The organism is Achromobacter sp. GW823-FHT04E03, from assembly GCF_058796095.1.
Genome location: NZ_JBXAIJ010000005.1, coordinates 260477 through 275935, shown reverse-complemented (window position 1 = coordinate 275935; position 15459 = coordinate 260477). Strand labels below are relative to the sequence as shown.

The 15459-nt window shown below is 66.2% G+C and carries 15 protein-coding genes; 8 read left to right on the top strand and 7 right to left on the bottom strand.

From position 1 onward, the window contains the following. Positions 1-81: 81 nt before the first annotated feature. From AC1RHV_RS28775 to AC1RHV_RS28755, 5 genes are read left to right on the top strand one after another with little or no spacing between them, the layout of a single operon-like run. Complete coding sequence (locus AC1RHV_RS28775) at positions 82-1134, top strand: ABC transporter substrate-binding protein (protein WP_054457805.1); 1053 nt, start codon at positions 82-84, stop codon at positions 1132-1134. A 13-nt stretch (positions 1135-1147) separates the two neighbouring features. Next, positions 1148-2197 carry an ABC transporter ATP-binding protein gene (locus AC1RHV_RS28770; protein ID WP_175214324.1) on the top strand — a complete coding sequence of 350 codons (1050 nt, stop codon included), beginning with the start codon at positions 1148-1150 and terminating at the stop codon, positions 2195-2197. Next, positions 2194-3042, top strand: a complete 849-nt coding sequence (locus AC1RHV_RS28765; RefSeq protein WP_054457807.1) for an ABC transporter permease — start codon at positions 2194-2196, stop codon at positions 3040-3042. Before AC1RHV_RS28770 ends, AC1RHV_RS28765 begins: the two co-directional genes overlap by 4 nt. Then, a complete protein-coding gene (locus tag AC1RHV_RS28760; protein ID WP_054457808.1) occupies positions 3039-3830 on the top strand; it encodes an ABC transporter permease in 792 nt (263 codons plus the stop codon). Before AC1RHV_RS28765 ends, AC1RHV_RS28760 begins: the two co-directional genes overlap by 4 nt. 36 nt (positions 3831-3866) lie before the next feature. Further along, a complete protein-coding gene (locus AC1RHV_RS28755) occupies positions 3867-4880 on the top strand; it encodes a proline racemase family protein (protein ID WP_054457809.1) in 1014 nt (337 codons plus the stop codon). Positions 4881-4988: 108 nt separating this feature from the next. Here AC1RHV_RS28755 and AC1RHV_RS28750 read toward each other — a convergent pair whose 3' ends face one another. Genes AC1RHV_RS28750 through AC1RHV_RS28735 form a run of 4 tightly spaced genes read right to left on the bottom strand, consistent with a single transcriptional unit; the run spans position 4989 to position 9274 of the window. Next, the gene (locus tag AC1RHV_RS28750) at positions 4989-6587 is read right to left on the bottom strand and encodes a GMC family oxidoreductase (RefSeq protein ID WP_492302428.1); all 1599 of its coding nucleotides are present in this window, start codon (positions 6585-6587) and stop codon (positions 4989-4991) included. A 5-nt stretch (positions 6588-6592) separates the two neighbouring features. Next, on the bottom strand, positions 6593-7414 hold the full coding sequence (locus tag AC1RHV_RS28745) for a shikimate dehydrogenase family protein (RefSeq protein ID WP_119450651.1): 822 nt from the start codon (positions 7412-7414) through the stop codon (positions 6593-6595). A 15-nt stretch (positions 7415-7429) separates the two neighbouring features. Then, complete coding sequence (locus AC1RHV_RS28740) at positions 7430-8416, bottom strand: transketolase family protein (protein ID WP_192354063.1); 987 nt, start codon at positions 8414-8416, stop codon at positions 7430-7432. Beyond that, positions 8417-9274: a transketolase gene (locus tag AC1RHV_RS28735; protein ID WP_054457813.1), complete on the bottom strand. Its 858-nt coding sequence runs from the start codon at positions 9272-9274 to the stop codon at positions 8417-8419. 127 nt (positions 9275-9401) lie between these two features. On the opposite strand from AC1RHV_RS28735, the gene AC1RHV_RS28730 reads away from it, so the two are divergent. Together AC1RHV_RS28730 and AC1RHV_RS28725 are read left to right on the top strand one after the other, a co-directional pair. Next, positions 9402-10106: a GntR family transcriptional regulator gene (locus tag AC1RHV_RS28730; RefSeq protein WP_054457814.1), complete on the top strand. Its 705-nt coding sequence runs from the start codon at positions 9402-9404 to the stop codon at positions 10104-10106. A gap of 21 nt (positions 10107-10127) precedes the next feature. Next, the gene (locus AC1RHV_RS28725; protein ID WP_119450649.1) at positions 10128-11198 is read left to right on the top strand and encodes a glycerol dehydrogenase; all 1071 of its coding nucleotides are present in this window, start codon (positions 10128-10130) and stop codon (positions 11196-11198) included. 39 nt (positions 11199-11237) lie between these two features. On the opposite strand, the gene kce is transcribed toward AC1RHV_RS28725, so the two are convergent. The 3 genes from kce to AC1RHV_RS28710 are packed head-to-tail and all read right to left on the bottom strand — an operon-like array spanning position 11238 to position 13904. Next, positions 11238-12173, bottom strand: coding sequence for a 3,5-dioxohexanoate:acetyl-CoA acetone transferase (kce, locus tag AC1RHV_RS28720; protein ID WP_054457816.1), 936 nt, complete (start codon positions 12171-12173; stop codon positions 11238-11240). Beyond that, entirely contained in the window at positions 12166-13122 is a 957-nt protein-coding gene (locus AC1RHV_RS28715; protein ID WP_492302425.1) for a 3-hydroxyacyl-CoA dehydrogenase, read from the bottom strand. Before AC1RHV_RS28715 ends, kce begins: the two co-directional genes overlap by 8 nt. Beyond that, a complete protein-coding gene (locus AC1RHV_RS28710) occupies positions 13122-13904 on the bottom strand; it encodes an SDR family oxidoreductase (RefSeq protein WP_054457818.1) in 783 nt (260 codons plus the stop codon). The genes AC1RHV_RS28715 and AC1RHV_RS28710 overlap by 1 nt, the downstream gene beginning before the upstream one ends. A gap of 325 nt (positions 13905-14229) precedes the next feature. Here AC1RHV_RS28710 and AC1RHV_RS28705 point away from each other — a divergent pair, with 325 nt between their 5' ends. After that, positions 14230-15429: an ABC transporter substrate-binding protein gene (locus AC1RHV_RS28705; RefSeq protein ID WP_492302422.1), complete on the top strand. Its 1200-nt coding sequence runs from the start codon at positions 14230-14232 to the stop codon at positions 15427-15429. Positions 15430-15459 lie beyond the last annotated feature (30 nt).

Here is a 15459-nt window from a genome sequence, read left to right as displayed (position 1 = left end):
AAGATGCACCTATGGCTCCGTCCCGCAGCGCCCGCCGGCGCAGGCAGACCGGACCCGATAAATCGACAAGGGGAATCCGACATGGCAACACCTACCCGCCGCGCGCTGCGCGCCGCATTGCTGGGAGCCGGACTGCTGGCCGCCGGCCAGGCGCTGGCCCAGCAGCAGAAGATCACCGTCGCCTGGTACGGCGGCAACTGGGGCGACGCGTTTCGCGCCTGCGTCGCCGAGCCCTACACCAAGGCCACCGGCGTGACTGTGGTGCCGGAAGTGGGCACGTCCACCACCACGCTGGCCAAGCTGCAGCAGCAGAAGGGCGCGCCCACCATAGACGTGGCGTGGATGGACGGCGGCATCAGCGAACTGGCCGCGGAAGCCGGCGTGCTGGACGCATTGGATCCCGCCGGCATTCCCAATCTGAAGAACGTCATCGACCAGGGCGTGTATCGCAATGGCGACAGCGCCTACGCGGTCAGCACCGGCTACTACTCGCTGGGCATCGCCTACAACACCAAGGAAGTGCCTCAGGCGCCCGCCAGCTGGAAGGACTTGTGGAAGCCCGAGTATGCCGGCGCGGTCGCCATTCCTTCGCCGGCGAACTCGTCGGGCGTGCCGTTCATCTTCTTCCTGGCGCGAGTGTTCTCTGTCGATCCTTCCAACCTGGCGCCGCTGTACGCCAAGCTTGCGTCGCTGGACACGGCCTTGTTCTTCGACAGCTCGGGCGCAGCCACCAACGCCTACCAGAGCGGCGAGGCCATCATCGGCGCGCACTTCAACGTGGGCGCCTGGGATCTGATCGACAAGGGACTGCCCATCGGCTTCGCCGTGCCCAAGGAAGGCGCCTGGGCCACGGATGCGCGCCTGCATCTGGTGAAGAACGCGCCGAACAAGGCGGCCGCGCAGAAGTTCATCGACACCGCGCTCACGCCGGATGCCGCCGCCTGCCTGGCCACGCGCCTGTACCTGGGCCCCGCCGTCAAGGATGTGCAGGTGCCGAAGGACGTGGCGCGCAAGCTGCCCTGGGGCGCGGACGGCTCGGTCAAGAACCTGAGCCTGTTCGACTGGAACCTCATCAACAGCCGCCGCGCCGAGGTCACGGACGCCTGGAACCGCCAGGTTGCCCGCAAGCGCTAGACCGGGATAGAACATGTCCGCTTTGCTTACCATTGAAGGCGTGTCGATGCGCTTTGGCGCCTATCAGGCGCTGGACCGCATCGATCTGGAGATCCAACAGGGAGAGTTCGTGGCCCTGCTTGGTCCCAGCGGCTGCGGCAAGACCACGCTGCTGCGTTCGATCGCCGGATTCCTCAGGCCCGAATCGGGCCGCATCCTGATTGAAGGCCAGGACATCAGCCGCCTGGCCGCGCACCACCGGCCGCTGAACACGGTGTTCCAGAACTATGCGCTGTTTCCGCACATGAACGTGCTGGAAAACGTGGCCTATGGCCCGCGGCGCCAGGGCGCGTCGAAGCAGGAAGCGGCCGGGCGCGCCCGGTCGGCGCTGGACATGGTGGGCCTGGCGGACTTCGGTCCGCGCTATCCCCGCGAAATGTCCGGCGGCCAGCAGCAGCGCGTGGCGCTGGCGCGCGCCATCGTGAACCAGCCCAAGCTGCTGTTGCTGGACGAACCGCTGTCGGCGCTGGACCTGAAGCTGCGCAAGCGCATGCAGCTGGAACTCAAGCACCTGCAGGCCAAGCTGGGCATCGCCTTCATCTTCGTCACGCACGACCAGGAAGAAGCCATGACCATGGCCGACCGGGTGGTGGTCATGCATGCGGGCAAGATAGAACAGGTGGGCGGCGGGACCGAGATCTACCGGCATCCCGCCACCCGCTTCGTGGCCGAGTTCATCGGCGACGCCAACTTCATGCCGTACACCGCCAACGGCGATGTGCTGCTGCTGGATGCCCAGGGACTGCGCGTGCCGTTCCCGGGCAAGGCCGCGCCCGCGCGCGGCGTGGCGGTGCTGCGGCCCGAGGATCTGCGCCTGGCCGATGAATCGGCGGCGCTTGCGCTGAACGGCACGGTCACCGACGTCATCAACGTGGGCAGCCACTGCATGATCCACGTGGACATCGGCGGACAGGTCCTGGTGGCGCGCCACGGCGGCATTGCGCCGTCGGGGCTGGGCCCGGGCGCCGCGGCGCGCCTGGCTTTCGCGCCGGAACACCTGCACCTGATCGGTGAACGGCCATGAACGCGCGCGCCTGGCGTTCGCCTGGCCTGCTGCTGGCGGCTCCCGTGCTGTTCTTCGCGGCCTTCTTCCTGGCGCCGCTGGCGGTGGTGGCGCTGGCCAGCATCACCGGCGGCGCCGATGGTTTGACCCTGACTCCGCAGCAATACCTGCGCGTGCTGGGCGACCAGTACCACTGGGACGTGATCCTGGTGACCTTCCGGCTGGCTTTCTTCACCACGGTCGCCTGCGTGATCCTGGGCTATCCGCTGGCCTGGTATCTGGTACGCGTGGTGCGCTGGCAGGCCTGGCGGCGCTTCTGCGTGATCCTGCTGGTGGTGCCGCTGTTCACCAGCAATATCGTGCGCGCCTTCGGCTGGATGGTGCTGCTGGGCCGCAACGGGCTGGTCAACCAGGCCCTGGTGGGCGCGGGCATCGCCGACCGTCCGATGCGTTTCATCGGCACCGAGCTGGGCATCCTGATCGGCATGGTCTACGTGCTGCTGCCCTTCGTGGTGCTGGCGGTGGGCAATGCGCTGGCGCGGGTCGATCCCGCCTGCGAGCAGGCTTCGGCCGACCTGGGCGCAAGTCCCACGGCGACCTTCTTCCACATCACCTGGCCGCTGACCCTGCCCGGCGTGGTGTCCGGCGCCATCATGGTCTTCACCCTGGCCGTCAGCGCCTACGTGACGCCTGCGCTGCTGTCGGGGGGACGTGTGTCGGTGCTGTCGATGCTGATCTTCCAGCAGTACAGCACGGTGTTCGACTTCCATTACGGCGGCGCGCTGAGCATGGTGCTGCTGGTGTTCACCCTGATCCTGGTGGCGCTTGCCAACCGCGCCGCCGTCCTGCCGGGAGCCGCGCGATGATCGCCCGCAACCTGATCCGCCTGGTCGCCCTGGGGGTACTGGCCTACCTGGCCCTGCCGCTGGTGGTGATCCTGGGTTCCTCGTTCACGTCCACGCCCTACCTGGCGTTTCCGCCCAAGGGCTTCACGCTGGAGTGGTACCGCACGCTGCTGATCGAGGCCGGCTACGTCGCCGCGTTCACGACCAGCACGGTGCTGGCGCTGGCGGCCACGGCCGCGGCCGTGCTGCTGACGGTGCCGGCCGCGCTGGCGGTGGCGCGCTACGAGTTCCCGGGCAAGGCCGCGCTGACCTCGGTGCTGATGTCGCCGCTGGTGCTGCCGCACATCGTGCTGGGCGCGGCGCTGCTGCAATACGGCGCGTACTTCGGCCTGACGCGCAGCTTCCTGTCCCTGCTGATCGGGCACATCGTCATCATCGCACCCTTCGTGCTGCGGTCCACGCTGACCCTGCTGACGCCGGAGCAGCGCGCGCTGGAAGAAGCCTCGGCCGACCTGGGCGCGAACCCGTGGACGACCTTCTTCCTGGTGGTGCTGCCGCAGATCCGTCCAGGCATCGTCACCGGTTCGATCTTCGCGTTCATCTCTTCCTGGATCAACGTGGAGCTGTCGATTTTCAACACCACGGCGGACTTGAACACCATCCCCGTGAAGCTCTTCAACTACGTGCAATACACGATAGATCCGACCATCGCAGCCGTATCGGGCGCCACGATCGTGGTTGCGGTGATCGCCATCGTCATCCTGGATTTGACCGTCGGGCTGGACATGCTGTCCGAACGCGGCAAATAACCTTTCTTCCCTACCCTACTGTCTGGAGCCACAGTCATGCGCAAGCAAGACGCGTTCGATGTCATCTATACCCATACCGAAGGCGAGCCCCTGTGCATCGTGCATAGCGGCATCCCCTACCCCGCCGGCTCCACCATCCTGGAGAAGCGCGCCTTCCTGGAGCAGAACTACGACTGGCTGCGCAAGGCGCTGATGCGCGAGCCGCGCGGCCACAAGGACATGTTCGGCGTGTTCCTCACGCCGCCGTCCAGCCCCGAATACGACGCGGGCCTGATCTACATCGACGGCACCGAGTATTCGCACATGTGCGGCCACGGCACCATCGCGGTCAGCATGGCCATGGTGGCCAACGGCCTGGTGCCCCGCGGCAAGGACGGCATCACCAAGATCCGCTTTGAAACCACCGCCGGCCTGGTCGTGTCGGAAGTGGCTTCCGAGGGCGACAACGTGCTGTGGACGCGCTTCGAGAACGTGCCTGCCTACGTGGCCGCGCAGGACATTCCAGTGGAATTGCCCGGCTACGGCAAGCTGTCGGCCGACATCGTCTGGGGCGGCAATTACTTCGGCATCGTCGACCTGTCGGGCTGCGACCTGCGCATCTCGCCGGACAACGGCACGGAGCTGTCGCGCATGGGCCTGATCGTGCGCGACCAGCTCAATGCCCGCCACCGCATCCAGCACCCGACCGAGGCCCACATCAACAACCTGAACTTCATCACCTTCTGGCACCAGCCGACCATCGAAGGCGCGTTCTACAAGAACGTGCACGTGTTCAGCGCCGGCCAGCTGGACCGTTCGCCCGGCGGCACCGGCACCAGCGCGATGATGGCCATGTTCGAAGCGCGCGGCAAGATGGGCTTGAACCAGCCGATCAAGTCGGAAGGCCTGCTGGGCAGCGGCGTGTTCGAAGGCTGCCTGCTGGGCGAGGTGGACCTGAACGGCACCCGCGCCGTGCGTCCCACGGTCAAGGGCACGGCCAGCATCCTGGGCACGGCGCGCTGGGTGATCGACAAGAACGACCCGGTCGGCGCAGGCTTCCTCATCCGCTAAGGTGTTGCCCCCACGCCGCGCGCACTAGGTGCGCTAGCTGCCCCCAGGGGGGGCCCTTTCGCCTTGGGGCGGCCCGGCGGCGAAAGGCCCCTAGCGCGGCGGGCTTATCTATTCCCGAGCCGCGTCCTCGAGGATCATCTCCGCCCCCCGCTCGGCCACCATCATGACGGCGCCCTGCGTGTTGCCAGACACCATCTTCGGCATCACCGAGGCATCCACCACGCGCAGGCCGGACAGGCCGTTCACCCGCAGGCGCACGTCGGTGACTGCGGCGGCGTCAGAACCCATGCGGCAGGTGCCTATCGGGTGGTAGATGGTCTGGCCATTGCGCCGCGCGAAGTCCAGCCATTCCTCGTAGCTGTCCACCGCCGCGCCGGGGCTGATCTCCGATTCGACATAGCGCCGCATGGCCGGCTGGCCGACGATGCGCCGGGCCGCCTGCATGCCGCCCACCAGGCTGTCGCGGTCCACCTGGGCGGACAGGAAGTTGGGGCGGATCGCCGGTCCCGCCTGCGGATCCGCCGACTTGATGTGGATGGATCCGACCGACTCGGGCCGCAGCTGCGCCACGCCTATCGTCATGCCGGGATGCCGGTCGAGGATGCGTTCGGCCGCATTGGCGTAGCTGGCGTGCACGAAGAAGTACTGCACGTCGGGCGTCGGCAGGTCCGGCGCGCTTTTCACGAAGCCGTGCACCAGTCCCGTGCCCAGGGTCAGGATGCCCTTGTGGCTGGCGTAGTAGCGCGCCACCTGCTGCGCCAGACGCCACCCACGCGACATCTCGTTCAGCGTCACCGTGCCTTTCACTCGCCAGTTCATGCGCGTGGCAAAGTGGTCGATATAGTTTTCACCGACCTGCGGCTGCGCCAGCACCGGTGCGATGCCGAACGCTTGCAGCAAGGCGGGATTGCCTACGCCGGACAGCTCCAGCAGTTGCGGCGACTGCACCGCGCCCATGCACAGCAGCGTCTCGCGCCGCGCGCGCACGATGTGCTCCCGTCCGTTCTTGCGATAGGCCACGCCCACGCAGCGCTTGCCCTCGAACACCAGCCGCGTCACGTGCGCGCCGCATTCCACGCTGAGATTCCTGCGGCCCGAGGCGGGCTTCAAGTACCCGTCCACCACGCTCCAGCGCCTGCCCCGATGCTGCAGCACCTGGTAGTAGCCCACGCCCTCCTGGCTGCCGCCGTTGTAGTCGGGATTCAAGGGCTGGCCGTCTTCTTGCGCTGCCTGCAGAAAGGCATCCGATATGGGAAAGCGTTCGGCGACTTCTTCCAGATGCATGGGGCCGTTCTTGCCGCGGCTGGCGTCGCCGGGTTCGTAGCATTCGATCTTGCGGAAGATGCGCTCGGCCTGGTTATACCCCCAGCCGGTCGCGCCCGCCGCCTCCCAGCCGTCGTAATCCTGCGGCTGGCCCCGGACGTAGATCATGCCGTTGATCAGCGTCGAACCGCCCACGCCCTTGCCGCGCGGCACGGCGATGCTGCGGCCATGGACGTTGTCTTCAGGCTCGGTGGCGAAGCGCCAGTTGTATTCCGGGTTCACCAGCAGCTTGGAAAAGCCCGCCGGGATCGAGATCCACATGCTGCGGGCTTCATGCCCGGCCTCCAGCATCAGCACGCGGTATTTGCCGTCGGCGCTCAGGCGGTTGGCCAGGATGCAACCCGCCGTGCCACCCCCGGCAATGATGAAGTCGTAGTCGCTCATACCCGTCAGCGTCCTGCGTCGGCCGGCTGGTCCGCCGCCACGCCCAGCATCTGCGCCATCAGCTCGATCTGGCAGGCCAGCATCGGCGCGCCGTAGTGCACCTTGCAGCCGCGGGCCTGCGCCGCCAGCAGCAAGGCCGTGTCCTTGGGTTGCATGATGACTTCGCAGACCAGTTGGTCCGGCGTCAGGCGGCTGGCGTCCAGCGGCAAGGCATCGTCCGGCTTCATGCCCAGCGAAGTGCCGTTGACCACCAGGTCATGCCCCGAGGGGTCGGCCGTACCCACATCGATCCGGGCGCCGGGATGCAGCGACAGGATGCGCGCCTTCAGATCCTCGGCCTTGGCCGTGGTGCGGTTGGCGATGGTCAGCCGCGACACGCCGGCCTGGACCAGCGCGAAACCGATAGCGTTGGCCGCGCCGCCCGCCCCCGCCAGATAGGCGCTCTTGCCCTGCGGCGACACGCCCGCGCTTTGCAGGCCGCGCACGAATCCCTCGCCGTCCAGCATGTGCGCCACCAGCTTGCCGTCGGCCTCGCGGCGCACCACGTTGGCCGCGCCGATCTTGCGCGCCACGGGGGTGGCGTCGTCCACCAGGTCCAGTATCGCGGTCTTGTGCGGCACCGTGACGATGACGCCGCCCAGGTTCTCCAGCCGCCGCAGCCCGGCGACCACCTCCGCCAGGTTGTCCGGCCGGGCGTGGAACGGCACGCACACGCCGTCGAAGCCGATGGCGGCGAAATGCTCGTTCATGCGCTGCGGCGTCTTCACGTGGTGGATGGGATCGGCCAGGATGCCGAACAGGCGCGTGGTGCCGGTGATTTCCTTCATGTCTGTCTCCATGTCTCAGGGCCGGAGCGTGGCGCGCGCGACGTCGGCGATGCCGTCCGCGTCCAGCTTGTAGTGCGCATACAGGGTGGTGGGCGGCGCGATCAGGCTGTATTCATCGTAGACGCCATGGCGGCGCAGGCGCGTGCCTGTGCCCGCGTCGGCCAGCACCTCGGCCACGGCCGAGCCCAGCCCGCCCAGCACGTTGTGCTCTTCCACCGTCATCAGCACGCGGGACTTGCCTGCCGCGGCCAGCACGGCGTCGCGGTCCAGGGGCTTGATAGTGGGCATGTCTATCACGCCCACCGACAATCCTTCACCGCGCAGCTGCTCGGCGGCGGCCAGGGCCGCGTGCACGGTGATGCCGCAGGCGATGATGTTCAGGTCCGAGCCGCTGGAATGGACGATGGCGCGGCCGAACTCGAACGGCACGCCATCTTCGTAAACCTGCGGGTCGCGGCCGCGGCCGATGCGGAAGTAGATCGGCTCGGGCCAGTCCACCGATGCCTTGATGGCGGATGCCAGCTGCGGACCGTCGGCAGGCGAAACCACCGTCAGGCCCGCCAGCGCCCGCATCGTCGAGATATCTTCGGTGGCGTGGTGCGAGGTGCCGTAAAAGCCCAGGCTGATGCCGGTGTGGTGGCCGATCAGGCGCACGGGCAGCTTGGTATACGCCACGTCCATGCGGATCTGTTCGCAGCACAGAAGACCCAGGAAGGACGCGAAGGTCGCGACGAAGGGCATCATGCCCGTGGTCGCCAGGCCTGCCGCGGCCGACACCATGTTCTGCTCGGAAATGCCGAACTGCACATAGCGGTCGGGATAGGCCTGGGCAAAGCGGTTCAGGCCGTTGGAGTACTGCAGGTCGGCCGAACCCGCGACCACCGGATGGCCGGCCGCAGCCAATTCGATCAGCGCGTCGGAAAGATAGGACAGCCCGGGGTTCACCGCGTTCAGTGCGCGGTACTGCCAGGAATCGGGAGAGAGAACTTGTGCCTGTGCCATTCAGATCTCGCGGGAAAGGATTTCTTCGACGGCGCTTTGCGCATCTTGCGGCGCCAGATAGCCCAGGTGCCAGCCCGGCTCGGTTTCCATGTAGGAGACGCCCTTGCCCTTGATGGTCTTTGCTATCACGCAGGCCGGCCTGGCGCGCGATTCGTCCGCGCGCAGGCGGCGCAGCAAGGCGGTCAGTTCCGCCAGGTCATGGCCGTCCACTTCGTGCACCTCCCAACCAAAGGCCTGCCATTTTTCCTTCAGCGATTCCACGCCCATGACGTCGTCGACCTTGCCGTCCAGCTGGTAGCCGTTGCGGTCGACGATGGCGACCAGGCGCGACAGGCGGTTGTGGGCGGCAAAGAGCGCCGCCTCCCAGACCTGGCCTTCCTGCATCTCGCCATCGCCCAGCAGCACGAAGACGTTGAAGTCGCGCCCGCTCATGCGCCCGCCCACCGCCATGCCCACGCCATTGGACAAGGCATGGCCGATGGAACCCGAGCTGAAATCCACGCCCGGCACCTTGCTCATGTCGGGATGGTCCCCCAGCGGGCTGCCCAGGCGGGTGTAGCCGTCCAGCAGTTCGCGGGCAATGAAGCCATGGTCGGCCAACACCGGGAACAGGCCCACCGCCGCATGGCCCTTGCCCATCAGGAAGCGGTCGCGGTCGGGCCACTGAGGCTCGCCCGGACGCAGCCGCATCACGTCGTAGTACAGCGCGGCGAAGATTTCCGCGCACGAGAACACCGAGCTGTAATGCCCGACCTTGGCGATCTCGATCAACCTGATGGTCTCCAGCCGGATGTGGCGGGCCTTTTCCCGCAGCAGCCCGACCTCCCCTTCGGTGGGGACCTCCCTGTCACTCCTCATGGCGCTTCCTTTTCGCTGTTAGGATATATGATATATAATATACCCATCGCGCTCGAATTTGCCATGGCGGGATAGAATTCATCCCGAATCCACCCGCCCCCATCAATACAGCAAGCCTGAGCCTGTCATGTCCAGCCTTAAACCGGTCAAGAAAGAGAACCTCTCCGTCAGGGTCTACAACGAAATCCGCAATGCCCTGATCAACGGGCAGTACGAACCCGGCGAACGCCTGATCATTGGCGAACTGGCCCAGGAAATGGGCGTCTCCATCACGCCTGTACGCGAGGCCATCTTCCGGCTGATCAGCGAGCAAGGCCTGGAAATGCAGGCGGCCACCGCGGTCTACGTGCCTTACGTCAATTCGGAAAAGCTGCGTGAAATCCAGCAGATCCGCTTCCACCTGGAAGGCATGGGCGCGGCCGAGGCCGCCCAGCACATCACGCGCAAGCAACTGGACAACCTGATCGCGCTGCAACGGGACTTCATCTCCTGCACCGCCAGCGATCCCAAGCGCGCCAGCTACCTGAACCGCAAATTCCACTTCGCCATCCTGGAAGCCAGCAACAAGCCCATCCTGCGCGCCACGGTGGAATCGTTCTGGGTGATCACCGGCCCCATCCTCAAGGTGTTCCACGTCAAGACCTCGGGCCTGGACTATTCGCAGAACGAGCACCGCCACGAAGCGGTACTGGAAGCCCTGGAAGCGCGCGACTCCGAAGCCGCCAGGCAAGCCATCCAGGCCGATCTGGTCTGGGGCGGCAAGATCATGATCGACTGGCTGGTCGAGCGCGAAAAGGAACTCGACTACCGCCCCCCCGCTGCCCGCAAATAGGCAAACCCGAAGGAAAATCCGATGCTGAAGATTTTTGGCGCGCCCAGCCGCTACATCCAGGGCGCCGGCGCCCTGGACACCCTGGGACAGTACGCAGCCCTGTTCGGCCGCCGCGCGGCCCTGGTCATCGACAGCTACGTGCATGGCGTGCTGGGGCCAAGAATCGAAGCCTTGTGCGCGGCGCAAAACGTGTCGCTGATACCGCTGATGGTCGAAGGCGACCTGACGCCGGCCGCGATCACGCAATTGCGCGCGCAGGCCGCGCCGGCCGGCATCGACATGGTCATCGCGGTGGGCGGCGGCAAGGCGCTGGACGCGGGCAAGGCGGTGGCCAAGTCCTCGCACTGCCATCTCATCACCGTGCCGACCGTCGCGTCCAACGACGCGCCGACCAGCAAGAACTACGTCCTGTACGACGCCCATCACAATCTCCTGGCGGTGGAGCACATGTTGTTCAACCCCACCATCGTGCTGGTCGATACCGCCGTCATCGCCACCGCGCCGGCGAATTTCTTTCTCGCCGGGCTGGGCGACGCGGTCTCGAAGAAATTCGAGGCAGAGCAATGCGGCCGCAACGGCGGCCGCAACATGTATGACGGCGCGCCGCCTCTCACCGCCCAGTTCATCGCCGACGGCTGCCTGCGCACCCTGCTGGCCGACGGCGCGGATGCCGTGGCGGTTGCCGGCAGCGGCCAGCCCACGCCGGCCTTTGAACGCGTGGTGGAAGCGATGATCCTCATGAGCGGCCTCGGTTTCGAAAGCGGCGGCCTGTCCATCGCCCACGCGCTGACGCGCGGACTGCCCAAGATCAGCGGCGTGGCGAGCGCCCCGCATGGCCTGCAGGTGGCGGTCGGCCTGCTGGTGCAGTTGGACCTGGAAAGCCGGACGGACGGCATGCTGGACGAGCTGACCCGCTGGTATGCCCTGGTGGGCCTGCCCACCACCTTGCGCGAACTGGGTGCGGCCGACATGCCGGACGACGCGGAACTGCGGCTGGCTGCGGAGCTGAGCCTGAAGGCCCGCCACGCCGCCAACTTCGACCGCGCGCTCGACACCGACACGCTGGCTGCCGCGCTGCGCCGCCGCGCCTGACGCGACAAGGAGCCGGATAGCGGCCGGCCCCTGGCCGCATCAGAACGCCACGTTGTCCTTGCCCTTCAAGTCCAGCTTGGCGCGCGCTTCTGCGGGCGTGGCGATTTCCAGGTTCAACGCCTCCAGGATGGTGCGGATGCGCTCCACCTGCACCTGATTGGATTGCGCCATCTCGCCCGGGCCGATCCACAGCGAATCCTCCAGCCCCACCCGCACGTTCGAGCCCATGGCCGCGCCTATGGTGGCCAGCGGGATCTGGCCGCGGCCGGCGCCCAGGATCGACCACTCATAGTCGTTGCCGAACAAGCGGTCGGCCGTGCGCTTCATGTGCATCAGGTCTTCGGGGTGCGGGCCGATGCCGCCGAGGATGCCGAATACCGACTGGATGAAGGGCGGCGACTTGACCAGGCCGCGGTCCACGAAATGGGCCAGGTTGTACAGGTGGCTGATGTCGTAGCACTCGAACTCGAAGCGGGTGCCGTTGGCGTTGCCCAGCGCGAGGATCGATTCGATGTCCTGGTAGGTATTGCGAAACACCAGCGAGCGGCTGTTCTCCAGATGCTCGCGCTCCCAGTCATGCTTGAACTCCTTGAAGCGGCCCAGCATGGGGTACAGGCCGAAGTTCATGGACCCCATGTTCAGGGACGCCAGTTCCGGCTTGAAGGTGGTGGCCGGGCGCATGCGCTCTTCCACCGTCATATGCGGGCTGCCGCCGGTGGTGATGTTGATGATGGCGTCCGTTTCCCGCTTGATCCGCTCCAGGAAGGGCTTGAACAGCGCCGGATCCTGCGACGGCTTGCCGGTCTGCGGATCGCGCGCATGCAGGTGCAGCACCGCCGCGCCCGCCTTGGCCGCGCCGATGGCAGCCTCCGCGATCTCGTCGGCGGTTACCGGCAGGTGCGGCGACATGCTGGGCGTGTGGATGGCGCCCGTCACGGCGCAAGTGATGATGACTTTCTGCTTGGGCTTAGCCATTGTTGTCTCCGTTGTCCTGTTTATGGCGCATGAGGCGCATCAGTTTTTCATCGCGCCAGAAGCGGCGCTTGGCAAGATCTTCCTGCGGCAGCAAGCCGCGGCGTTCCTCCGACAGCGCGTCGACCAGCGCGCCCTCCCAGGCGACGGGTTCGCCCTGGGTCGCGCCGATGGACTGGTACAGCCCGCCGTAGCGCGCGCAATAGTCGGCGATGCCGCCCGGCGCGTTGAGGTCTATGGTTTCGAACGGCCCCATGAACGACCAGCGCAGGCCCAGGCCGTCCTTCACCGTGGCGTCGATGTCCTCGGCGCTGGCGATGCCCGCGCTGGCCAGGCGGAACGCCTCGTGCAGCAGCGCGCCCTGCAGGCGGTTGAGGATGAAGCCTTCGATTTCGCGCCGCACCAGCACCGGCTTCTGGCCGATGCCGGCCATGACGGCGCGGGCGGAATCGACGGCCTGCGGGCTGGTCCAGGGTGCGGGGCACAGTTCCACCACCGGGATCAGGTACGGCGGATTCACCGGGTGCGCCACCAGGCAGCGGTGGCGCCCGGCCAGGTGCCCGGTGAATTCGCTGGCGGGGATGCTGGACGTGGAACTGCCGATGATCGCGTCGGGTTCGGCCGCCGCGTCCAGTTCGGCAAACAGCGCCCGCTTGATCTCGACGTTTTCGGGCGAGTTCTCCTGGATGTAGCTGGCGCCCTTCAAGGCATCGGCCAGGTTGCTTGCCACATGGACGCGCCCGCCTATGGCCTCGGCGTCCTGCAGCAAGCCCTGGGCTTCAAGTTCGCGCAGCTGCTGCAGGATCAGACCGCGGGCTTCGGCCAGCATTGCGGCGTTGACGTCATACAGGCGCACTTCCCAGCCCATGCGGGCGAACACGATGGCCCAGCCCTGGCCGATCAGGCCGGTTCCGATGATGGCGGCGCGCTGCGCCTTGGACCCGGCGTCCATCAGTAAAGCTTCTGTGTGAAGCCGTCCACCACGATGGCCTGCCCCGAGACGCTGCGGGCGGCCTCGCTGGCGTTGAACAGCACCATGTTGGCGATATCGCGCGCCGTGACCATGCGGCCCAGCGCGGCCTGGTTCTCGTACTGCGCGGCAATCTCCTCCACCGGACGGCCCAGCGTATCCGCCTTCGCCGCGATCACGGCGCGGATGCGCGGCCCTTCCACCGCGCCCGGCAGGATGGCGTTGACGCGGATGCCATAGGGACCCAGTTCGATGGCCAGGGATTTGGTGAAGCCAATCACTGCCCACTTCGAGGCGGAATAAACCGAGCGCCCGGCAAAGCCCAGATGGCCGGCCGCGGACGACAGGTTGATCATCACGCCGGCCTTGGACTCCTTGAGCAGGCCGATGGCCTGGCGCGCGCACAGGAACTGTCCGGTGATGTTCACGGCCAGCGTGCGGTCCCAGTCCGCCTTGGACAGGGTTTCGACGTAGCCAGTGGGACCGGCCACGCCGGCGTTGTTGACCAGGATGTCCAGGCCGCCCAGCTTGGCGCGGACCTGATCGAACAGCGCGGCGACGCTGTCTTCGTCCGAGACGTCGGCCAGGGCCGCATGCACGCCAGGCAATTCGGCCGGCAGCGCGGCCAGGCGCTCCTGGTTCACATCGCATACGAACACGGAGGCGCCGGCATGGCGGAACACCTTCGCCATCTCCAGGCCCAGCCCGTCCGCGCCGGCGGTGATGAGCACCTTTTTCCCGGCGAAATCCACTTCCTCGAACATGCCTCTGTCTCCTGATTCTTATGAAAAACAGCCGATTGATGATATACGATATATGAAAAAAACCGCCAGCTTATGACGTTTATTGCAACCGGGCCGTACATCGAAAAGTGTCATCCCGAAGTAGCAAAAGCACCTGGATTTGCTCGACGTCAGCCCGCTAAGTCTTTATTCATGCGGCTTTAGGGAATTCCCCGATTCGGCGGGTTACGGCCCCCACTAGAATCCAAGGCGGGGGTTGCTACCCGCCCGGCCGATATATCATATATTCAAAAAAACGGACCAAACAAGAAAGTCCGCATCCCATACCGACAAAGGAGCGTAGACAGTGTTCAAGTTCAAAAAAATTGCTTTGGCGCTGGGCGTATGCGGCGCGCTGGCAAGCGGCACCGCAGCGGCCGACATGAAGGTAGGCGCCCTCTTCCCGTTCAGCGGCGCGCTCGCGCTCCTGGGGCAAGAGAGCTATCGCGGCCTGGAGCTGGCCGTCAATGAAATCAACGCCGCGGGCGGGGTCAACGGCGAGAAGATCGAAATCATCAAGGCCGACGCCGTCGATCCGACGCAAGCCGTGTCGGAAACCAAGCGCCTGATTTCCTCCAACGTGGTCGGCGTGTTCGGCAGCTACGCTTCCGGCATTTCCTACGCGGCCTCGCCCGTGACCGAGCTGGCCGGCGTGCCCTATTTCGAACTGGGCGCCACCGCGCACAAGATCACCACCCGCGGCTACAAGTACCTGTTCCGCAGCAACCCCAACACCGCGCTGTACGGCGTGTCGGTGGTCAACGCGCTGCACGACACCATCGCGCCGGGCATGGGGCTGAACCCCAAGGACATCAAGATCGGCATCATCCACGAGGACGGCCCCTACGGCACCGACGTGGCCGCCACCGAGAAAAAACGCGCGCAGGAACTGGGCTATACGGTCGCGGAAGTGTTGCCGTACTCGGCCAAGACCGTCGACCTGTCCTCGCTGATCCTGCGCCTGAAGGGCGCCAAGGTCGACGTGGTGCTGCAGACGGCCTACCAGAACGACGCCATCCTGTTCTTCAGCCAGGCGCGCGCCGCGGGCTTCAAGCCCAAGGTCGTGATCGGCGCGGGCGGCGGCTATTCGCTGGCGGACACGGCCAAGGCCGTGGGCGCCGACATGAACGGCGTGTTCGACCTGGACTTCCCGCAATCCTCCATCAATCCCGCAGGCGCGCCCGGCCTGGACAAGTTCCTCGAAGCCTACAAGGCCACCTACAAGAGCGATCCCCAATCCGGCCACAGCCTGACCAACTACGTCGGCGCCAAGGCCTTCTTCGAAGCCATCGGCAACGCCAAGTCCACGGATAAGGACAAGATCCGCGCCGCCGTCCTGGCCTACAAGAAGCCGGCCGGCCAGACCGCCAACGGCTGGGCCTTCGACTTCGGCGAAGACGGCCAGAACAATGCATCCACGTTCTACGTGATGCAGTGGCAGGACGGCAAGCTGGTCACCATCGCGCCCAGCAACCTCGCACTCGGCAAGCCGGTCTTCAAGAAATAAGCGCCACGCCAGTGCTCAGGCGCTCGGGGG